We start from the raw sequence: 20,027 nt of genomic DNA on the forward strand, positions 1-20,027 counted from the left end.
AGTGAAGTTTTATTTTGCAGCAAGCCAAGCAGTTAAATCTGCCATCACTGTTGCAAACTTCTCGTTAAGTGGCGCGCCACCTTGTGCCAAATCAGGTTTACCACCACCTTTACCACCTAATTCCGTGGCTAGATGTTTGATAATGTCACCTGCTTTAATAGTGTTAGTAAAATCTTTTGCTACCGAGGCAATAAGACTTACTTTATCACCCTCTACACCTGCAAGCACAATCACTGCATGTTCTAATTTAGATTTAATTCCATCATGCAAGTGACGAAGCGCTTTCGCGTCCATATTTTGCACAGTGGTAATTAATGTAGAACGACCAGCAATAGTTTCAACTTGGTTTAAAAGTTCCGATGCTTGGAAGTTAGCCAGTTTTTGATTCAGTTGTTCAATTTGTTTCTGCAATTGATACGCTGTTTCAACAGTTGCTTCAACTTTTTCAACAGTTTGATGATTTTGTGCTTTTAAGAGGCCATTGATGGATTGAATATCGGCATCTGCTTTTTGAATGACTTCAACTGCTTTAGTGCCTGTCACAGCTTCAATACGACGAATGCCTGCTGCAACACCACCCTCAGAGGTAATTTTGAATAACCCAATGTCACCCGTGCGCTTGACATGAATACCACCACACAGTTCAATCGAGAAATTTTTCTCCTCAATCACTGAACCCATAGAAAGCACGCGGACATGATCACCATATTTTTCACCGAACAACATCATTGCACCTTTTGCTTTGGCAGATTCGATGTCTAAAAGTTCAGTTGAGACTAAGGTATTTGCAATCACTTCACGGTTAACAAGGCGTTCAACTTGTTGAAGTTGTTCAAAGGTTACAGGTTGATCATTGGCGAAATCAAAACGTAAAATATCACTGGCAACCAATGAACCTTTTTGTTGAACATGTGCACCTAAAACTTGACGAAGTGCTGCATGTAAAAGGTGAGTTGCAGAGTGATTACGCGCAGTCGGTGCACGAATATCTGCTTTTACAATCGCTTCAACAATTTGAGCGGCTTTTAAGCTACCCATCGTGACAATACCTTGATGGACGAATGCACCACCTGATTTTTTAGTATCTTGAACTTCAAAGATACCTGTATCGTTTTTAAACAAACCTGTATCGCCAATTTGGCCGCCACTTTCTGCATAGAAAGGGGTTTGATTTAAAACGATGAGTGCTTCATCACCTTCATGAACTTCATCAACTTGCTCGCCATCTTTGTAGAGTGCAATAATTTGCCCTTGACCTTGAGTCAGGTCATAGCCATCAAACTGAGTTTCACCTTCAACATTGACAATGCTGTTGTAATCGATAGCAAATTTACCTGCATCACGTGCACGTTGACGTTGCGCAGCCATCTCTTTTTCAAAGCCTGCTTCGTCAATGGTTAAATCACGTTCACGTGCAATATCTGCGGTTAAGTCTGCAGGAAAACCATAAGTGTCATACAGTTTGAACACCGTCTCACCTGGGATTACATTACCTTCTAAATGAGCCAATTCGCCTTCAAGCAATTTCAAACCTTGCTCAAGTGTTTTGGCAAATTGTTCTTCTTCTTTAAGTAATTGTGCTTCGATACGCGCTCGATGAATTGCCAGCTCAGGATAAGCCTCACCCATGACTTCAATAAGTGGTTGCAGCATTTTGTAAAAGAATGAACCTGTAGCGCCCAATTTATTGCCATGACGGACAGCACGGCGAATAATACGACGTAATACATAACCACGACCTTCATTAGAAGGATTTACACCATCTGCAATTAAGAAGCTGCAAGAACGTGCATGGTCAGCCACAACTTTCAGTGAGGCAGGGTAATCAACTAATTTGTTATTTGCCGCAGCATCTGCTTCAATTTTTGAGGTATCTAAACCAATAATTTCGGCTGCATTTTTGAGTAAATGTTGGAACAGGTCAATTTCATAGTTAGAATTGACATGCTGTAAAACAGCTGAAATACGCTCTAAGCCCATGCCTGTATCGACAGATGGCGCAGGTAAAGCATGTAATACGCCATCAGCAGTACGGTTGAATTGCATGAAGACATTGTTCCAAATTTCAATAAAACGGTCGCCATCTTCTTCAGGTGTACCTGGTAAGCCACCCCAAATATGATCCCCATGATCGAAGAAAATTTCAGAACAAGGACCACAAGGACCTGTGTCGCCCATCGCCCAGAAATTATCTGAAGCATATTGGCCGCCTTTATTATCGCCAATACGGATAATACGGCTGGCATCTAGGCCGACTTCTTTGTTCCAAATTTCAAATGCTTCATCATCGGTGTGGTAGACAGTGGCGTAAAGCTTGTCTTTAGGCAGAGCTAACCATTCTTCACCCGTCAGAAAATCCCATGCAAATTTGATTGCATCACGTTTGAAATAATCGCCAAATGAGAAATTACCCAGCATTTCAAAAAATGTATGATGACGTGCGGTATAGCCGACATTGTCTAAGTCATTGTGTTTACCACCAGCACGAACACATTTTTGTGACGATGTTGCGCGAACATAATCACGTTTTTCCAAACCAAGAAAGCAGTCTTTAAACTGGTTCATCCCAGCATTGGTAAACAATAAGGTCGGGTCATTGGCGGGTACAAGTGAACTCGACGCGACACGTGTATGCCCTTGCGATTCAAAGTAACGCAAAAATGCTTCACGAATTTCAGCTGATGTCATAAAACGAGTACTCACAACCAAGTCACTCCATATATTTCGTATTGGCGAATAGTGTGCCAAGCATTTTCATGAAAATGAACTGCTTTGACGCACTGTGCTTAAAAATTTAAAACGCCAAATTATAACGGAAAAAGCCGTATGCACCAATCACTTTAAGTTGAATTAATGATAATTCTATTGAATTGATGTCACGCATTTTTTATTAAAATCGTAGCTTTAGCCTTAAAACAATATAGATCTTCTGCGGTATTTTGAGATAAAGATAGTGTAGGCATTTTAAGTAAATATTTTAAAGATAAGCGAAAGTAAAATGAGCTGTAAAATAGGTGTGATGAGGGATTATTCTATTTGATAAGCACAATTGCTAAAAAGAGTAGGGAGAATACGCTGAAATCTATTAACATATACAGGTGTTTACATTTACCCCAAAGTTAAGGATATCTGATGCAACGAGTAGCCATTAATGGTTTCGGGCGAATTGGCCGTAATGTTTTACGGGCTTGGTTTGAAAATCCTAAAGATTTTCATTTTGATATCGTAGCGATCAATGATGTGGCAGATGTGGAAACCTTAATCCATCTCTTTAAATATGATAGTACTCATGGGCGTTTTAAAGGAAAAGTTGAAGTCTCAATAGAAGATGAACAGATCTATTTGAATATTTCAGCGGGTGTAGCACACTTAAAAGTACAGGTTTTTTGCCAAGCACAACCTGAACGATTGCCTTGGAATACTTTAAATATTGATGTAGTCCTGGAGTGCACAGGATTATTTCGTTCAAGAGAGGCTGCCACTCAACATATTCATGCAGGCTCGAAACGCGTGATTATTGGTGCTGCACCGTTTGATAGTGTTGATGCAGCGATTGTATATGGCGTCAATCATCATGAAGTCAAAATCACAGATCAAATTATTTCTAGTGTATCGTGTACTACACAGGCTTTAGTTCCATTGGTCAAAATCATTGATGATGCGTTTGGAATTGATACTGCTTTAATGACCGAAATACATGCGGTAACAGCAGATCAATCGGTGCTCGATCATGCACACCGTGATTTACGTCGTGCAAGAGCTTCGGGTCAAAATATTATTCCTACTACATCTTCAGCTTTGGGTGCGCTTAAACAAGTCATGCCCAAAATGGAAAACCGCATTGATGGTTATTCAATTCGCGTTCCGACCATCAATGTCGCTGCCATTGATTTAACGTTCATTTCGTTGTCACCGATTACAGTACATAAAATGAATGAAGTTTTAATTAAAGCGGCACAATTTGATTATGCTGAAATTATGGAGGTGACCGATGAACCTTTAGTTTCATCGGACTTTAATCATTCACCTTATTCTTTAATTGTCGATTTGAGTCAAACATTAGTGGTTGGTCATCAAGCTAAAGTTTTTGCTTGGTATGACAATGAATGGGGCTATGCCAATCGCTTACTTGATTTGTGTGAATCATTCACTTAAAAGCTGAGTTTATTTGTTTATACAAGCTTGCCTGTAATTACTCCTTTGTTTTTTTGGTTTATTAGATGAATTGAAGGGGCGAATTATTATTTGATAAAAAATAAAGAGGAAGCGTTAAATTTTAAGATTAAATTGGATATGATGAGTGAGAAATAATAAAACACAATAAGAGTAGATCTCTTGCGAAAGTCATTATTGCAAGTTTATCCGGTTTACGAGTGCAGCAATTAAGTTAATGCGTAAACCGAATCTTTTCCGTCTATTTCGATAGCGTTCACTTAATATTCTAAATGTTTTCAATTGACTATTAATGTGTTCGATCACAACTCGTATTTTCCCAATCATTTTATTGTACTTTTTCTCAATATCAAATAAGGGTAAATTCTTCTTTTTCTTTATTGGCATCAATAATTTAAAGCCATCTTGCTCTAATCCGTAGTACCCTAAATCGGTCATAACATATTCACAATGTTTGAATTTCTTAACCGTTTTTCTTGCCAATTTAATATCATGCTGACTGCCATTCGATATATCTAGCCCTATGATTTGTTTGCTGTTCGGATGATAGATCACTTGTGCTTTTAGCGTATGTTTCTTCTTTTTACCACTGTAGAACTTACTCTGATTTTTTTTTCGGGCGTTCTATTGAACATTCTGTCGCATCAATAATTACCCAGTTAAATTGTTCGTCTGCTGTGGTAATGCTTCGTTTTGGCAGGGTAAAACGTCTTGATTTCATTAATGCATCTTCAACCTTTTTAATGGTTCGATTCACATTACTTTCAGCGATATGGTAATTTGCCGCTAATTCCAGTTGAGTGCTGTAGTTCCGTAAGTAATTCAGAGTTAATAACAACTGATCCTCTATATCTAAAGTATGAGGACGACCTGGTTTCTTTTTGAGTGATTCTGCTTCTTTTAAAACTTCGACCATTTCACTAAAAACTGCTCGAGGTACACCAACCAAGCGCTGGAATTCAGAATCTGAAAAACGATTTAATTTCTGATATTTCATGAAATCTATATTGAGGCAGTTTTTACTTTCGCAAGAGGTCTAGTAACAAAGATGCTAATCATGATTTGGGGTTTTATTCTGCTACTGGCTATAGCTGTTATATTTTTAATTTGGATTGAAATTAAAACTCAAAATAGTGCCATTAATGACCATAAAATGAATCATCAACTGAAAGAAAAAGTGGCTCATTTAGAAAATAATCTAAAAAAAACTTTAGAAATTATGCAAGATTTGGCTAAGCAAATGCATATTCAACAAGAAGTGCTTGATAAAACTACAGCTAAATTAAGTCAGGTCGAACTCCAAAATGCAGAATTAACACATTTGTTGGCAAAAGTGGTCACCTCTATCCGTAAACAGTAGAATAAGTGGATACTCCTAGTTCTACAGGTGTTTCAAAAACCCTTATGTTCTGCAAGTGAATAGTGATAAGTAATCGATAACTTGATATACAGCGCATATCATTTAGTTATAGTCAGTTCATCGCAGGACATCATGTTCCAAATACTTTTGTTAATCGCTTGTTTTGTATTATTTTTAATCAGATCAGATGTTTTAATAAAATCGAGTGATCTACTCTAATTGAATAATCAGGATTAACCGTCTTTTTATGAAAAAGTCAGGTGCATCGCTATAATTATCGTGCTAAAATATGAGAAATCGGGTGTGTTCCCGATTTTTTTATGCGGATAACTTCCGCGCTGACAGAATTTAGGTTTACAACATGCCCATTTCAGAGACATGGTTATTACCTGATGGTGTAGCTGATGTATTACCCGAACAGGCGCAAGTGATTGAAACTTTGCGTCGTGACGCACTCGATTTCCTCGCCTCTCGAGGTTATCAATTGGTGTATACGCCATTTATTGAATACATCGAATCTCTATCTTCTCTTTCAGAATCGAATCAAGATTTAGACTTAGCTACTTTTAAAGTCATCGATCAAATATCAGGTCGTTTACTTGGTGTGCGCGCAGATATGACACCGCAAGTGGCTCGTATTGATGCACATGTGAACCCAGTAGAAGGCGTGGCACGTTATTGCTATGCTGGAACTGTTTTACATACTAAACCTCAAGGTTTTAATACTACACGTGCACCTTTACAGTTAGGTGCAGAATTATTTGGTTCAGACAGTATTGATGCTGATGTTGAACTGATTGATGTCATGATTAATTTGCTTGAACAAGCAGGATTAGCAGACGGCATTCATTTAGATTTAGGGCATGTTGGTCTGTTCCGTAGTATGGTTAAGCAAGCGGGTTTAAGCAAAGAAATCGAAGGTTTGCTTTCAGACCTGTATCAGCGCAAAGCCTTGCCTGAACTTGCAGAATTTACACAATCATTAAAATTTGGTGCAGATTTTTACACTTTGGGTCGTTATGCGAGTGATTTAAACGCATTGCAAACGCATTTAAGTGCTGAAATTTTTGCTGATGTTGCATTTAAGCAAACGTTTGCTGCATTAAAAACCACCCAAAATCAAATTCAGAACCGTTGGCCCAATCTACATATTGGGATCGATGTGGTAGAGCTGCGCTCATATCACTATCACACGGGTTTAATGTATGCCGTTTATGCACCAAACCGTGCTGCACCGCTTGCACAAGGTGGTCGCTATGATGGTATTGGTCAGCATTTTGGACGTGCGCGTCCTGCAACAGGTTTTAGTTGTGATCTTTATGCCTTAAGTGCAGGCCAATTTACAGATTTAAATGTAGTGGTCGCACCAAAAGGTGTAGATACAGATTTGCTTAAAGCCATTTCTAATGCGCGTACCCAAGGTTTTAGTGTAATCCAATTACTCGGTAATGACAGTCTAAGTTCAATCCCACATGCCACCCATGAATTGGTGAATGTGGCGGGTGAGTGGAAGGTCGAAAAGATTTAATGATTTGAGTTGGTTCTAAACCACTAATTTAAGTTTTCAATTTTAACAGCATGATGCAATGAGGCTATTATGGGCAAGAATGTTGTGGTACTTGGTACCCAATGGGGCGACGAAGGTAAAGGTAAAATCGTTGACCTGCTCACAGATCAAGCGGCTGCGGTAGTTCGTTACCAAGGTGGACACAACGCTGGTCATACACTCGTGGTTGGTGGTAAGAAAACTGTATTACACCTCATTCCATCGGGTATTTTGCGTGAGAACGTACTTTGCTTAATTGGAAACGGTGTTGTACTTTCACCGGCTGCTCTAATTGAAGAAATGGACATTCTTGAAAAAGAAGGTGTTCCAGTTAAAGAACGTTTACGTATTTCTCCAAACTGTCCTCTTATTCTTCCAAACCACATTGCACTTGACCAAGCGCGTGAGAAAAAACGTGGTAACGCGAAAATTGGTACCACGGGGCGCGGTATTGGGCCAGCGTATGAAGACAAAGTAGCACGTCGTGCTATTCGCGTGGCGGACTTGGTTCGTGGCGGTGAAGCTCTTGTTGCTCAACTGACTGAATTGTTGGATTATCATAACTTCCAATTGACTCAATACTATGGTGTTGAAGCGATCAAGTTAGAAGATGTGATTGCACTTTGCGACCAATGGCGCGAAGTCGTTGCTCCACTGGTCGTAGATGTGACCACTGAATTACATAATTACCGTAAAAACGGTGAGAACATTATGTTTGAAGGTGCGCAAGGCTCACTTCTTGACGTTGACCATGGTACATATCCGTATGTGACTTCTTCAAACACGACTGCGGGTGGCGTAAGTTCAGGGTCGGGTTTAGGTCCGTTACATCTTGATTATGTACTTGGTATCACTAAAGCATATACAACACGTGTGGGTGCTGGGCCATTCCCAACAGAATTGGTTTATGACGCTGCAAATGACGTAGGTGATGCGATTGGTAAGCACCTAGGTGTAATTGGTCATGAGTTTGGTGCTTCAACTGGTCGTCAACGTCGTTGTGGTTGGTTCGATGCAGAAATCTTACGCCGTTCAGTCGATGTAAACTCACTTTCTGGTATTTGCTTAACTAAACTTGATGTTCTAGATGGTTTAGAAGAAGTAAAAATCTGTGTAGGTTATGAAGCAGCAGATTCAGGTTGTGTCGGTTCATCCGATGCGCTTGCATTTGAAAGCCTAAAACCAATTTATGAAAGTATGCCAGGTTGGTCTGAGTCGACAGTAGGTGCAACCGATGTTGCGCAATTACCTGAAAATGCGATTGCATATGTAAAACGTATTGAACAGTTAATTGAATGTCCAATTGATATTATTTCTACAGGTCCTGACCGTGCAGAAACAATAGTATTGCGTCATCCATTTGATGCTTAAGCTAAGTTAATCAAATATTAAAAAGCCTCGCTTAATGTGAGGCTTTTTTGAGTCAGCTATTTCTAAACACTTATTCTTTTATATATTTTAGGAAATTTTGGCGAGACTAAAGTTGCAACAAAGAATCCTGTTTAAATCATGGGTGCTTGTTAAAATACAACATATAAAATGAAAAGCAGGCGATGCGGAATGCATAAAAATATTTCGGGAACGATTTTTTATTCCTTACTTTTTGCGATGGGAGGTGCTCCAACGATTGCAATGCTGATTATTCAAGCACAAACGCAAGACCCAAAGATTATATATAGTGCATTTATTGGACTCACGGTGATTTTAGCGTGTATTTTGGTGCCTGTTATTCTTATTCAAAATGCTATTTTATTTTTTAAAAGAAAAAATGAGCAGCTTGAGCAGAAAATCAAACCACTTTGCCAAGTATATTTAGTTTTAAATGCATTTTGTCTGATTTATTGGCTTATTTTTCAGTTTCTTAACTAAGTACGTTTACATAAATGATATGAATATGGATGCAATAATAATTTAAAGCAGAGCGACTATTACTTATAATCTGCTTAAAACTGATATCTATTTTCAAGGCGGAGATTATTATAATGAATAACAAACTCATATTAAGTTTGTGTGTGGCAGGTATAGTTACAATTTCAGGTTGTACGACAGTTGCTGACATGGCGGGGGCAGATTCAGCGACTCTCAATGTGGCAGCTGCGCAAGGTTTTAATAAAACCATTCAGGAAGCCAGTGCCAATAAAACCTTAGATACTTCATCTGCAACTTATAGACGAATTAATTCGGTATTTTCACGTTTAAAACCCTATGGTGATCAGATCAATCAAACGGGCCAAAAGTTTAACTGGCAATTGGCAGTTTTAAAGTCAGATCAAGTGAATGCTTATGTGGCACCCGGTGGTAAGGTTGTATTTTATACAGGCATTGTCAATAAACTGAATCTAACTGATGCTGAAATTGCCGCAGTGATGGGCCATGAAATGGTGCATGCTTTAGAAGAGCATTCCAAAAATAAAATTGGTGCACAAGCTTTAACAAATTTGGCTTTAAATATTGGACTGAGTGCTGCAGGCAATAATGTAGGGCAACTTGGTGCTGCTGCTGCACAGTTGGGTTCACAAGTGGGTGTAGGTTTGCCTTATTCACGTAGTCTGGAAAGTCAGGCTGACCAAGGGGGATTGCTTCTTATGGCCCGTGCAGGTTATAACCCACAAGCAGCTATTACACTTTGGGAAAAGATGAATAAATTAGATGGTGCAGGTGGTTCATCATTCCTGTCTACTCATCCATCAAACAGCCAACGTATTGAAGCGATGCGTAAAAACTTACCTGCTGCACAAGCGATTTATAACAAGCGTTAATTATTGATTTGATCAATAAAAAAGGATGCGCTAAGCATCCTTTTTTATGTCATGCATTTGGCAGTAAAGTTAAAATTTTAGAACCAATCACAAGCTTACATTGTTGGCTTTTTCCGATTCGTGTAGAAAGCTGTGTATCAAAACTGATCTAAGGCGCTGGATTCGGTTGTTGGCGGTGAATGGCTTCAATGCCTTCTAAAACATCGGTAGACAATTCAATTTCAAATGCTTGAATATTCTCTTTCAGTTGATCTAAATTGGTGGCTCCGATAATTGTACTATTGACAAAAAATTGTTGTTTAATGAAAGCCAATGACAGTTGTGTCAGAGTTAAATCATGTTGTTCTGCAAGTTGTGCATATTGCTCGGTTGCCCATTCACTTTGTGGATTGCTGTAACGACTAAAACGAGAATATAAACTGATTCGAGTATTTGCAGGACGTGCACCATGGCGAAATTTCCCTGTTAAATAACCAAATGCTAATGGTGAATAAGCAAGTAAGCCGACGTTTTCATGATATGCAATTTCTGACATGCCTATTTCATAGGTGCGATTTAGTAGGTTGTAAGGGTTTTGTACACTCACGAATTTTTCCAAACCTAATTTTTCTGCCAAATGTAAGAATTTCAAAGTTCCCCACGGAGTTTCATTGGAAAGACCGATATAGCGAATACGCCCATTTTTAATTTCATGGCTTAAAGCTGTTAGTGTTTCTTCTAAAGCGGTTATCTCATCAGTATTCTGTGCTTCAGTATTGCCATAACCCAATTTTCCAAAAAAATTGGTAGGGCGTTGAGGCCAGTGTAATTGATACAAATCAATATAATCAGTTTGTAAGCGTTTTAAAGAACCATCAATTGCAGAACCAATGTCAGCAGCATTAAATCGTGTTTTTCCATCACGAATATGGCTACCGCCTTGTGAAGGACCAGCAATTTTAGACGCGATAAAAAGTTGGTCACGCCTCCCGCGCTGCGCAATCCAATTCCCTAGTATCGTTTCAGTTGCACCTTGAGTCTCAGGCTTAGGTGGTACAGGATACATTTCCGCAGTGTCCCAAAAAAATAAACCTTGATCTAATGCATATTCAAGTTGTTCAAAAGCATCTGATTGGGTATTTTGTTCACCAAAAGTCATGGTTCCTAAACATATTTCAGGCAGAAGAATACCGGTATTGGCTAAAGCTTTAAGTTGCATGCAGAATGGTCCTTTAATTTTTTCATGATCAAATTTAAAAATATCTCAAATAAAACGTGCTGGTTTATCTATATGAGTTAAATCATAAATTGTTTTAGCATGCCTATAAAATTTACAAAATGATACCGATAAAATGAAGCCATAAAAAAAGCAAATCTTAGATCTGCTTTTTTATGGCTTCATTTTATTAAATTGATATGAGCCCTTATTCTTCATCCTCATCTTTAATGAGCGAAGAATCTATCTCTTCTGAAGCCACATCAAAAATAAGAATGGCTTTGCCTTCTGTTTCGATCATGCCTTGTTCTTCAAGCGTTTTTAAAACACGTCCGACCATTTCGCGGGAACAGCCGACAATACGTCCAATTTCTTGACGAGTAATCCGAATTTGACGACCATTGGGTAAAATCATAGCTTCAGGTTGAGATGAAAGGTCGATTAAACAGCGTGCAATACGTCCAGATACATCGATAAATGCAAGGTCAGTCACTTTACGTGTGGTATTTTTTAAGCGACGTACGAGCTGTGCAAAAACGGCATAGCTTAAATCGGGATACTGTTTGCTCAATTCATGGAAATTCTCATAGCTTATTTCAGCAATTTCACATACGTCACGTGTGCGAACTTCGGCAGTACGTTGTGAGTTAGCTTCAAATAGGCCCATTTCCCCAAAAAAGTCCCCTGCATTTAAATAGGCAACCACAATTTCACGTTCATCATCTTCACGTAAAATAATAGAAACTGAACCTTTTAAAATTAAATACAGTGATTTAGATTCAGTTCCTGCATCTACAATCGCAGTGCGCTTTGGGTAGCGGTTAATATAGGCACGTTTTAACAATGCTTTAACAGACTCTGGTAATTGACCAGGAGAAAGGGCGTCTGTACTGAGTTGTGAAAAGTTTGCAGTCATGCTAACGGTTTCCCGATTATGGATAAAATAATAGATCGCACAAGACCTAATCTGAACTTGCCATATAAGAGATGAAATTCCGTATCAACTCAATTTATGTTAGTGTTAAGGCACTTCGTAAATTTATAGATTTTTTTGGGTAGTTGCAATGCAAACAAGTGTTCATTGGCTAGAGAATGTTGCTTTTGAAGCAAAATCGGAAAGCGGTCATCAAATTGTTATGGATGGTGCGGAAGCCTATGGCGGTGAAAACCGTGGTCCACGTCCCATGGAATTGATATTAATGGGACTCGGTGGTTGTGCTTCCTTTGATATTGTGACTATTTTAAAGAAGTCTCGTCAAAATGTGATAGGTGTCATATGTGAGCTAAAAGCGGATCGTGCAGATACTATTCCTGCTGTATTTACTAAAATTCATTTACATTTTGTGGTCACAGGCAAAGAAGTAAAAGAGAAACAAGTGGCTAAGGCTGTCGAGCTTTCTGCTGAAAAATATTGTTCCGCCAGTAAAATGTTGTCAGATGGTGGGGTAGAAATTACCCATGATTTTGAAATTATTGAAACTGTGTAAAGCAAAAAATTCAAAATGGTGATTTATGATTAAATCACCATTTTTTTATAAAATTAAAATGACTTTAGAGAACATCGTTTTTATAGATTCACATTAAGCACAAATTTTGCATTTTTCATCTTAAATTTTTTATTATTAAATAAAACCAAAAACCAAAAAAGTTAATTAAATTTTGAAAATGAACAGGTGAAAATAACGAATTATCCCTGAGAGATTGTTGAAGGATATGTGAACTATTTTTTAAAATAGAATTTGATACATATCGTACTTAATTCAACTTGAAAAAATTATTCATTACACCTATATTATAAATAACTTCTATCTTTTTTATTATTAACTATTGAAAAATAAAATATTTTTTAGAAATCATATTGAAAAATAGCAAACCGCTCCCATTTATTATTCAAGTACAAAATTTGTTGTGAGGAATAACAAAATGAGATTTGAAAAATTTACAAACCGCTTGCAGCAAGTCTTATCAGATGCTCAATCTTTGGCAATGACTAAAGACAATACCGCAATTGAAGGTATTCATATTTTATCTGCATTATTGCAAGAACCTGCCAATATTAGTTTATTACAACAAGCGGGTGCAAACTTAAGAGACCTTCAAACCAAGTTACAGCAAGCATTAAATGATGCAGCTATTCTTTCTAATCCAACAGGAGATATTAACCTTCATCCTGAAGCTGTCCGTGCTTTAAATTTAGCAGACAGTTATGCTCAAAAAGCAGGAGATGAGTTTTTATCGACGGATTGGGTTATTTTAAGTTTGGCTGAAACGGGCGTGACAAAAACTTTGCTCAACAGTGTTGGTGTTACAGCAGATGCTTTACGCAAAGCAATTGAAAATATTCGAGGTGGTGAACAAGTCATGAGCAATAACCATGAAGATCAGCGTGACTCACTGAATAAATACACCATTGATTTAACTGAGCGTGCGATGTCAGGAAAGTTAGATCCTGTGATTGGACGTGATGAAGAAATCCGTCGCACCATTCAAGTACTATCTCGTCGAACTAAAAACAATCCTGTGCTTATTGGTGAACCAGGCGTAGGTAAAACCGCTATTGTTGAAGGTTTGGCACAACGTATTGTTAATGGTGAAGTACCTGAGGGCTTGAAAGGTAAGCGTGTTTTATCTTTAGATATTGGTTCATTATTGGCTGGTGCAAAATATCGTGGCGAATTTGAGGAGCGGTTGAAAGCACTGCTCAAAGATTTGGCAAAATATGATGGAGAAATCATCTTATTTATTGATGAGTTGCATACTCTAGTCGGTGCAGGTAAAGGCGATGGTGCAATGGATGCGGGTAATATGCTCAAACCTGCGTTAGCACGTGGAGAATTACGTTGTGTTGGTGCCACGACACTTGATGAATATCGACAATTTATTGAAAAAGATGCTGCACTTGAGCGTCGTTTTCAAAAAGTATTGGTGGATGAGCCAAGTGTAGAAGATACCATTGCAATCTTGCGTGGTTTAAAAGAAAAATATGCAACGCACCATGGCGTTCAAATTTTAGATTCAGCCATTATTGCTGCAGCGAAAATGTCACATCGTTATATTACAGACCGTCAACTTCCCGATAAAGCTATTGATTTAATTGATGAAGCAGCTTCGCGGATTAAAATGGAAATTGACTCTAAACCTGAGCCACTTGACCGTTTAGACCGGCGTTTGATTCAATTAAAAATACAGTTAGAGGCGGTGAAACAGGATGCTGATTCAGTCAGTAAAGCCGAAGTTTCACATCTGGAAAAACAGATTCAAGATGTTCAACGTGAATATAGTGATTTGGAAGAACAATGGATTTCCGAGAAAAGATTGGTAGAAGGAACCAGTCAAGCGCAAGTTGAGTTGGAAAAAGCACGCACTGCTTTTGAAAAAGCCCAACGTGAAGGTGATTTGGCAGAAGCAAGTCGTTTGCAATACGGTGTAATTCCTGAGTTGCAAAAACGTTTAGATGCTGAAGAAGTGATAGAGGAAAGCAATGAAGAACCTAAACTGATTCGGACCAAAGTGACTGAAAATGAAATTGCAGAAGTAGTCAGCGCTGCCACGGGTATTCCAGTGACAAAAATGCTGCAAGGTGAACGTGAAAAATTACTTCAAATGGAAGACTTCTTGCATCATCGTGTTGTTGGACAAGATGAAGCTGTAATCGCCGTATCAAATGCAGTTCGTCGTTCACGTGCAGGTTTATCCGATCCTAATCGTCCAAGTGGCTCATTTTTATTCCTTGGGCCGACAGGTGTGGGTAAAACCGAATTGACCAAAGCATTGGCAAACTTCTTATTTGACAGTGATGATGCCATGGTGCGTATTGATATGAGTGAGTTTATGGAGAAACATTCTGTAAGCCGTTTGGTGGGTGCACCTCCAGGCTATGTGGGTTATGAGGAGGGCGGCATATTAACTGAAGCCGTACGTCGTAAACCCTATAGTGTCGTGCTCTTTGATGAAGTTGAAAAAGCACATCCCGATGTTTTTAATATCTTGCTACAAGTTTTGGACGATGGACGCTTAACCGATTCTCAAGGTCGCGTGGTTGATTTTAAAAATACAGTGATTGTTTTGACTTCTAACTTGGGTTCTCAAGACGTGCGAGAATTGGGCGATAATCCAAACGAGGAAGATGTCCGCACAGTCGTCTTGGAAGCTGTTTCACAGCATTTCCGTCCAGAATTTATTAATCGAATTGATGAATTAGTGGTGTTCCATTCATTGAAAAAATCGCAAATTCGAGGTATTGCCGATATTCAATTGAATCGTTTACGGTCACGACTAAGTGAAAAAGAGATGCGTCTTTCTGTAGATGATAGTGCTTTTGATCAATTGATTGATGCTGGTTTTGACCCAATTTATGGTGCGCGTCCATTAAAACGAGCTATTCAGCAACAGGTTGAAAATACTTTGGCTCAAAAAATCTTAAAAGGTGATTTTGTACCAGGGGATACTATCTCAATCACCAGTGAAAATGGTCAACTCATTTTTGATAAAATGAAATTGAGTTAACTACATGGTTTAAATAAGCATAAAACCTAGCTTCGGCTAGGTTTTTTAATAAAAATATTGAGAAAGACTTTTTTAGTCAAAACATGACAAAATTTTTCATTTTTTTATGTAAAAAGAACCTAAGTCCTTTATTTAAAAAATAATTATCATAATTGAATAATTCTCTCTATACTTTATTTGAATAACAAATAAACAACGTGAGATAAAAAATGTCTAAATTAAAGTGGAGTGTTGGTGGAATATTTACGCTTGCTGTCGCAGCAGTAGGGGGGAATCTTTATGCGGATAAAAATTTAAAGACTTATTATCAGCAAGGGAATCAACAAGCCAAAAATCTGAGTGTAAAATATCAGAACTTTCATATGGGGTCATTAAAAGGTCATGCTGATTGGACAGCAGAATTGGTGCTCGATCCGTGTAAGCCAAAAGACCTGATTAAATTTAGTGGTCAAGATACGATTAAACGTAGTTGGAATGGCTATTCCGTTCAATCTGATATTAAAATTACTCAAGCGCAGGGTTCGCTTCAATCTCTCTTAAAAGAACCGCTCAAAGCAAAAACTACAATCAATTGGTTAGGTACAATGCATACTGCATTAACCACACCAGTCATCTCACGTAATGAAGCTCAAATACAATCCAGATTAGAGCCAATTACCTTAGAATTTCATGCCAAACAGATCAATCAACAATTAAAAATATTGGATTTACAGCTTGAAATTCCGAGTCTGAGCGTTATTGATGCCAACTCAAATTTTCAAATGACAGGACTTAAACTAGAAACCAATCAAGGTCTGAACGGGCAATATTTAGAATCGGGTAAAACCAAAATAAAAATGGATTTACTCAAAATGTCTAGCCGTGAGACTAAAACTCCGATAAATGCTGAACTTAACAATTTGAGCATAGAAACTCAAAGTGAGCTAGAAGAACGTATTTTAAATACCAGTACGTCGCTCAAACTTGATGAAATGACAATGCCTTTTGTACCTGCAATGCAAAATCTACAGCTTAATTTTAATGTCACAAATTTGAATAGACAAAAACTACAGCATTTTTTCGATCTTGTCGTCAAAGGTGAAAAAAGCTGTTTGGCGAAAGAAAAATTGGTGCAAGATATCGAACCTGCTTTGTTGTCCGTCATCAACGAAGGCTTTTATTTCGAATCTAAGAATAATCAATTTAAGATGGGCAAGGGGGTCGCCAAAGCCAGTATGAGTGGTCGGATTATGCCAAGTCATCAGTCTAATTTGATGGGTATGGTCAAAATGATGCCAAGTCTCATGGAATATAAAGCCGATGTCGAGTTTGATAAAAATATCATGTCGAGTGTCATGAATAATTATATGGCAAAAGCAGGCAGCCCAATGACTGAGCAAAATCTTGAAAATATGTTGTCTACAATGCAGCAGTCCGGGCAAGTAAAGCGTGATGGAGATACTTTAAAAATGTCGCTCGAATATAAATTTGGGGAAAAGAAATTTTTAAATTAAAGTGAAATTTAAAAAAGGGAAGAATGTTATATTCTTCCCTTTTTCTTGCTGTATATCGGGAAATTTAGAAAGTGATTGTTGTTATATAAAATACTTGTTAGCTTGCATTATAAATAAAAACAAGGACAGTCTCCATCATGAAGATGAGCAATAAGAAAAACTGTGGGACACAGTGGTATAAATCATTTATCAGTACAAGTTTACTTCTTCTCGTGTGCTCTTTCAGCAATGCAAAAAATGCTTTGCCGGATGATCAACTTTCGGAATTAACCAGTAACTCGAATAATGTAGATTTGAAAAGTATTCAGCGCGCGCTTAGAAGTATTGATCAACCTTTAGAAAAACAGCAACAAGAAAGTGAACATTTAATTGATTTGAATGTTCAAAGTATTCAACCACAGTCTATGGATGAAGCTGTCGTGCTAGAGTATCAATTACAAAAGAAAAGAATGGTTGAGCAAGCCAGTTTGAATGAAAAGAGGAACGCAATTTTAGCAATTATCGGATTATTCGACACGGACAACACATCAGATAACTTAAAGCGATATCATGATGATGGGATTACCGTAGAGATGATGCGCTAACGCGCACTTCATCTCTGGGCAATTAAAAATTAATTTTGAGGATGTTTGATTTTCCATGCACGATGAATTTTAGTATTACGTTTGAAGTCTAAACCAATCGTTTCACTGGTAATTTCTTGTACATCAAAGAACGCCAAAATTTCTTCGTCCATTTCGAAAGCACGATAGTTATTTGAAAAATACAACGTTCCATCGGTCGTTAAACGATTCATTGCACGTTTAAGGAGCGATAAGTGATCACGCTGAACATCAAATGTGCCATGAAATTTTTTCGAGTTAGAGAAAGTTGGAGGATCAATGAAAATCAGCTCATATTGCTCATGACCTTCTTTTAACCATTCGAAACAATCACTTGAAAAGAACTGATGTTGCTGGTCAACATGATCGACGGTCAGGCCATTGAGGACAAAGTTTTCTTTAGACCAATTTAAATAAGTATTGGATAAATCCACGCTGGTTGTGCTTGCAGCACCACCTAAAGCAGCATGTAAACTTGCAGTGGAAGTATAACTGTATAAGTTCAATACATGTTTACCTTTGGCTTCCGCCGCAATACGTAAACGCATTTGACGATGATCCAAGAATAAACCTGTATCTAAATAGTCAGTCAGATTAACCAAAATTTTGGCTTTGCCTTCTTGAACAATAAAACGTTTAGACGCAGTACTTTGTTTTTCATACTGAGTTTTACCTTCTTGACGAGCACGAGTTTTAATAAAGATCGCATCACGCCCTAAGCCTGTAACCGCACGAATTGAAGCTAAAGCTAAATTAAAACGCTTTTTTGCTTTTTCTGGATCAATGATTTTAGGTGGCGCATATTCTTGAACATGCAGGCGATCACCATACAAATCGACAGCGACATTAAAGTCAGGCAAGTCAGCATCGTATAAACGTAAACAATAAATATTGTCTTTCACAGCCCATTTTTTCAAGGCTTGCATATTCTTTTGCAAACGATTGGTGAAGTCTTCAGCACCTTCAATCGGATCGAACTGCTGAGTTTGCCAAGTGGCTAAAAAGGGTTGGCTTACTGTGGTGGGTTTAATGGTACCGAAACGGATATAAATTGGTAATTTACCATTCATTAAACGTAAAAGTTGTGGATCATTAAATGCCAAAACATCAGCTTGTTCAACTTGTGACGCAATCACTGCCGCATATTGATTGGCAAAGTTTTTTTGCAACAGCGCAGACAAACCTAAATATAAAGCACGGTTTGAAGCTTTTTCACCTAAGCGTTCACCATAAGGTGGATTGGTCACCACAAATGCAGTTTTACCTTCAGATTGGAAATCAGGCCAATCTGCAAGGGTGCGTTCTTCAATTTTGATCTGATCAAGAACCGATTCAAATCCTGCTGCAATAATATTTTGCTTGGTCGCTTTGACTGCTTCCCAATCTGCATCAAAAGCATAGAAACGTGGTAATTGTTTTTCTAATGCCGCTTGATGACGTTCAGCCGCTTCATTTTTGATGGACATCCATAAATCATGGTTATGTCCATTCCAACCATTAAAGCCAAAACGACGTACTAGACCTGGTGCTCGATCTGTCAGCATCATCAGTGATTCAATAATAAACGTACCTGAACCACACATTGGATCTAAAATAATATCGGGATTACGTTCTATTAACTTGGCTTTCTGTAAAATGGCTGCTGCCAAATTTTCTTTAATCGGGGCATCGGTCATAAAGTGACGATAACCACGCTTATGCAAAGAATCGCCAGATAAATCTAAACAATAGGTATGCTGAGTTTTACCTGCGAGCACATAAAGCGTAATTTCAGGCTGCTTAATATCTACACTTGGTCGCTTACCAACCGCTTCCATAAAGGAATCGACTACACCATCTTTGACACGCAAAGTGGCAAATTGGCTATTTACTCGAATATCACGTTCTAAATGAAGGCGAATGGCAAAGGTACTTTGTGGTGCAAAAATGAGTGACCAATCAAAATTCATTGCACCTTCATATAACTCTTCTGCCACATCACGTGCATCATGAGTGAATTCAAGCTCATGCGTGTGAATAGGCGTAAGTACACGAGAAGCCAAGCGAGACCACATGCAAATACGGTATGCATTTTCTAACGTGCCTTGGAAAACTAAACGTCCCGGAAAGCGTTCAATATTTTGAACACCTAAACCTTCCAATTCTTCTTGGAGTAAGGTTTCAAGCCCATCTGCACAGGTGACCCAATATGTAGAAAGACGTGGTTTCGAATTCATGCAAATTTCCAAAAGCAGTTAAGCAATCGAATATTTTAACGTATTTTAGCGGATAAAAGTTTTTAAATTGGAATAAAGAAGTAAGTCAGATTGAAAAATTAATGTTTTATTCATTTAACAAATAGAAGTGGTATGTATTTTGCAGTCTCCAGTGTAGAGAAATGCATCACTTAGGTG

15 protein-coding genes are annotated in these 20,027 nt (G+C 38.1%); 10 read left to right on the top strand and 5 right to left on the bottom strand.

The annotated features are described in order from the left end of the window. Positions 1-9 precede the first annotated feature (9 nt). Positions 10-2,703, bottom strand: coding sequence for an alanine--tRNA ligase (gene alaS / locus H0S58_RS05130; RefSeq protein WP_195727338.1), 2,694 nt, complete (start codon positions 2,701-2,703; stop codon positions 10-12). A gap of 429 nt (positions 2,704-3,132) precedes the next feature. On the opposite strand from alaS, the gene H0S58_RS05135 reads away from it, so the two are divergent. Further along, a complete protein-coding gene (locus H0S58_RS05135; RefSeq protein ID WP_193892781.1) occupies positions 3,133-4,155 on the top strand; it encodes a type I glyceraldehyde-3-phosphate dehydrogenase in 1,023 nt (340 codons plus the stop codon). Between the two features lie 192 nt (positions 4,156-4,347). Here H0S58_RS05135 and H0S58_RS05140 read toward each other — a convergent pair. Then, positions 4,348-5,170 (bottom strand): IS5 family transposase gene (locus H0S58_RS05140; RefSeq protein WP_193891903.1). Its coding sequence is split into 2 segments (ribosomal slippage): positions 4,348-4,788 and positions 4,790-5,170, totalling 822 coding nucleotides; the frame shifts between segments, so codons are not numbered across the junction. Positions 5,171-5,221: 51 nt separating this feature from the next. On the opposite strand from H0S58_RS05140, the gene H0S58_RS05145 reads away from it, so the two are divergent. The 5 genes from H0S58_RS05145 (at position 5,222) to H0S58_RS05165 (ending at position 9,838) form a co-directional block, all read left to right on the top strand. Continuing rightward, complete coding sequence (locus H0S58_RS05145) at positions 5,222-5,533, top strand: hypothetical protein (RefSeq protein WP_193891167.1); 312 nt, start codon at positions 5,222-5,224, stop codon at positions 5,531-5,533. A 361-nt stretch (positions 5,534-5,894) separates the two neighbouring features. Next, a complete protein-coding gene (locus H0S58_RS05150) occupies positions 5,895-7,061 on the top strand; it encodes an ATP phosphoribosyltransferase regulatory subunit (RefSeq protein WP_193891170.1) in 1,167 nt (388 codons plus the stop codon). Between the two features lie 69 nt (positions 7,062-7,130). Continuing rightward, positions 7,131-8,450: an adenylosuccinate synthase gene (locus tag H0S58_RS05155; protein WP_053578189.1), complete on the top strand. Its 1,320-nt coding sequence runs from the start codon at positions 7,131-7,133 to the stop codon at positions 8,448-8,450. A gap of 189 nt (positions 8,451-8,639) precedes the next feature. After that, positions 8,640-8,948: a hypothetical protein gene (locus H0S58_RS05160; protein WP_053578188.1), complete on the top strand. Its 309-nt coding sequence runs from the start codon at positions 8,640-8,642 to the stop codon at positions 8,946-8,948. Positions 8,949-9,061: 113 nt separating this feature from the next. After that, entirely contained in the window at positions 9,062-9,838 is a 777-nt protein-coding gene (locus tag H0S58_RS05165) for a M48 family metallopeptidase (RefSeq protein WP_053578187.1), read from the top strand. Between the two features lie 148 nt (positions 9,839-9,986). On the opposite strand, the gene H0S58_RS05170 is transcribed toward H0S58_RS05165, so the two are convergent. Continuing rightward, positions 9,987-11,036 (bottom strand): NADP(H)-dependent aldo-keto reductase, encoded by a 1,050-nt coding sequence (locus H0S58_RS05170; protein ID WP_195727339.1) that lies wholly within the window; start codon positions 11,034-11,036, stop codon positions 9,987-9,989. Positions 11,037-11,241: 205 nt separating this feature from the next. After that, complete coding sequence (crp, locus tag H0S58_RS05175) at positions 11,242-11,949, bottom strand: cAMP-activated global transcriptional regulator CRP (RefSeq protein WP_053578185.1); 708 nt, start codon at positions 11,947-11,949, stop codon at positions 11,242-11,244. Between the two features lie 148 nt (positions 11,950-12,097). On the opposite strand from crp, the gene H0S58_RS05180 reads away from it, so the two are divergent. From H0S58_RS05180 to H0S58_RS05195, 4 genes are all read left to right on the top strand, one after another. After that, positions 12,098-12,520: an OsmC family protein gene (locus H0S58_RS05180; protein WP_092720598.1), complete on the top strand. Its 423-nt coding sequence runs from the start codon at positions 12,098-12,100 to the stop codon at positions 12,518-12,520. 436 nt (positions 12,521-12,956) lie between these two features. Then, positions 12,957-15,539 (top strand): ATP-dependent chaperone ClpB, encoded by a 2,583-nt coding sequence (gene clpB / locus H0S58_RS05185; protein ID WP_195727340.1) that lies wholly within the window; start codon positions 12,957-12,959, stop codon positions 15,537-15,539. A gap of 209 nt (positions 15,540-15,748) precedes the next feature. Further along, complete coding sequence (locus H0S58_RS05190) at positions 15,749-17,032, top strand: DUF945 family protein (RefSeq protein ID WP_195727341.1); 1,284 nt, start codon at positions 15,749-15,751, stop codon at positions 17,030-17,032. A 137-nt stretch (positions 17,033-17,169) separates the two neighbouring features. Continuing rightward, on the top strand, positions 17,170-17,616 hold the full coding sequence (locus H0S58_RS05195) for a hypothetical protein (RefSeq protein ID WP_195727342.1): 447 nt from the start codon (positions 17,170-17,172) through the stop codon (positions 17,614-17,616). A 29-nt stretch (positions 17,617-17,645) separates the two neighbouring features. Here the strand turns inward: H0S58_RS05195 and rlmKL are convergent, their stop codons facing one another. Further along, a complete protein-coding gene (gene rlmKL, locus H0S58_RS05200; protein WP_053578180.1) occupies positions 17,646-19,850 on the bottom strand; it encodes a bifunctional 23S rRNA (guanine(2069)-N(7))-methyltransferase RlmK/23S rRNA (guanine(2445)-N(2))-methyltransferase RlmL in 2,205 nt (734 codons plus the stop codon). Positions 19,851-20,027 lie beyond the last annotated feature (177 nt).

Source organism: Acinetobacter sp. TTH0-4, from assembly GCF_015602665.1.
Classification (GTDB): domain Bacteria; phylum Pseudomonadota; class Gammaproteobacteria; order Pseudomonadales; family Moraxellaceae; genus Acinetobacter; species Acinetobacter albensis.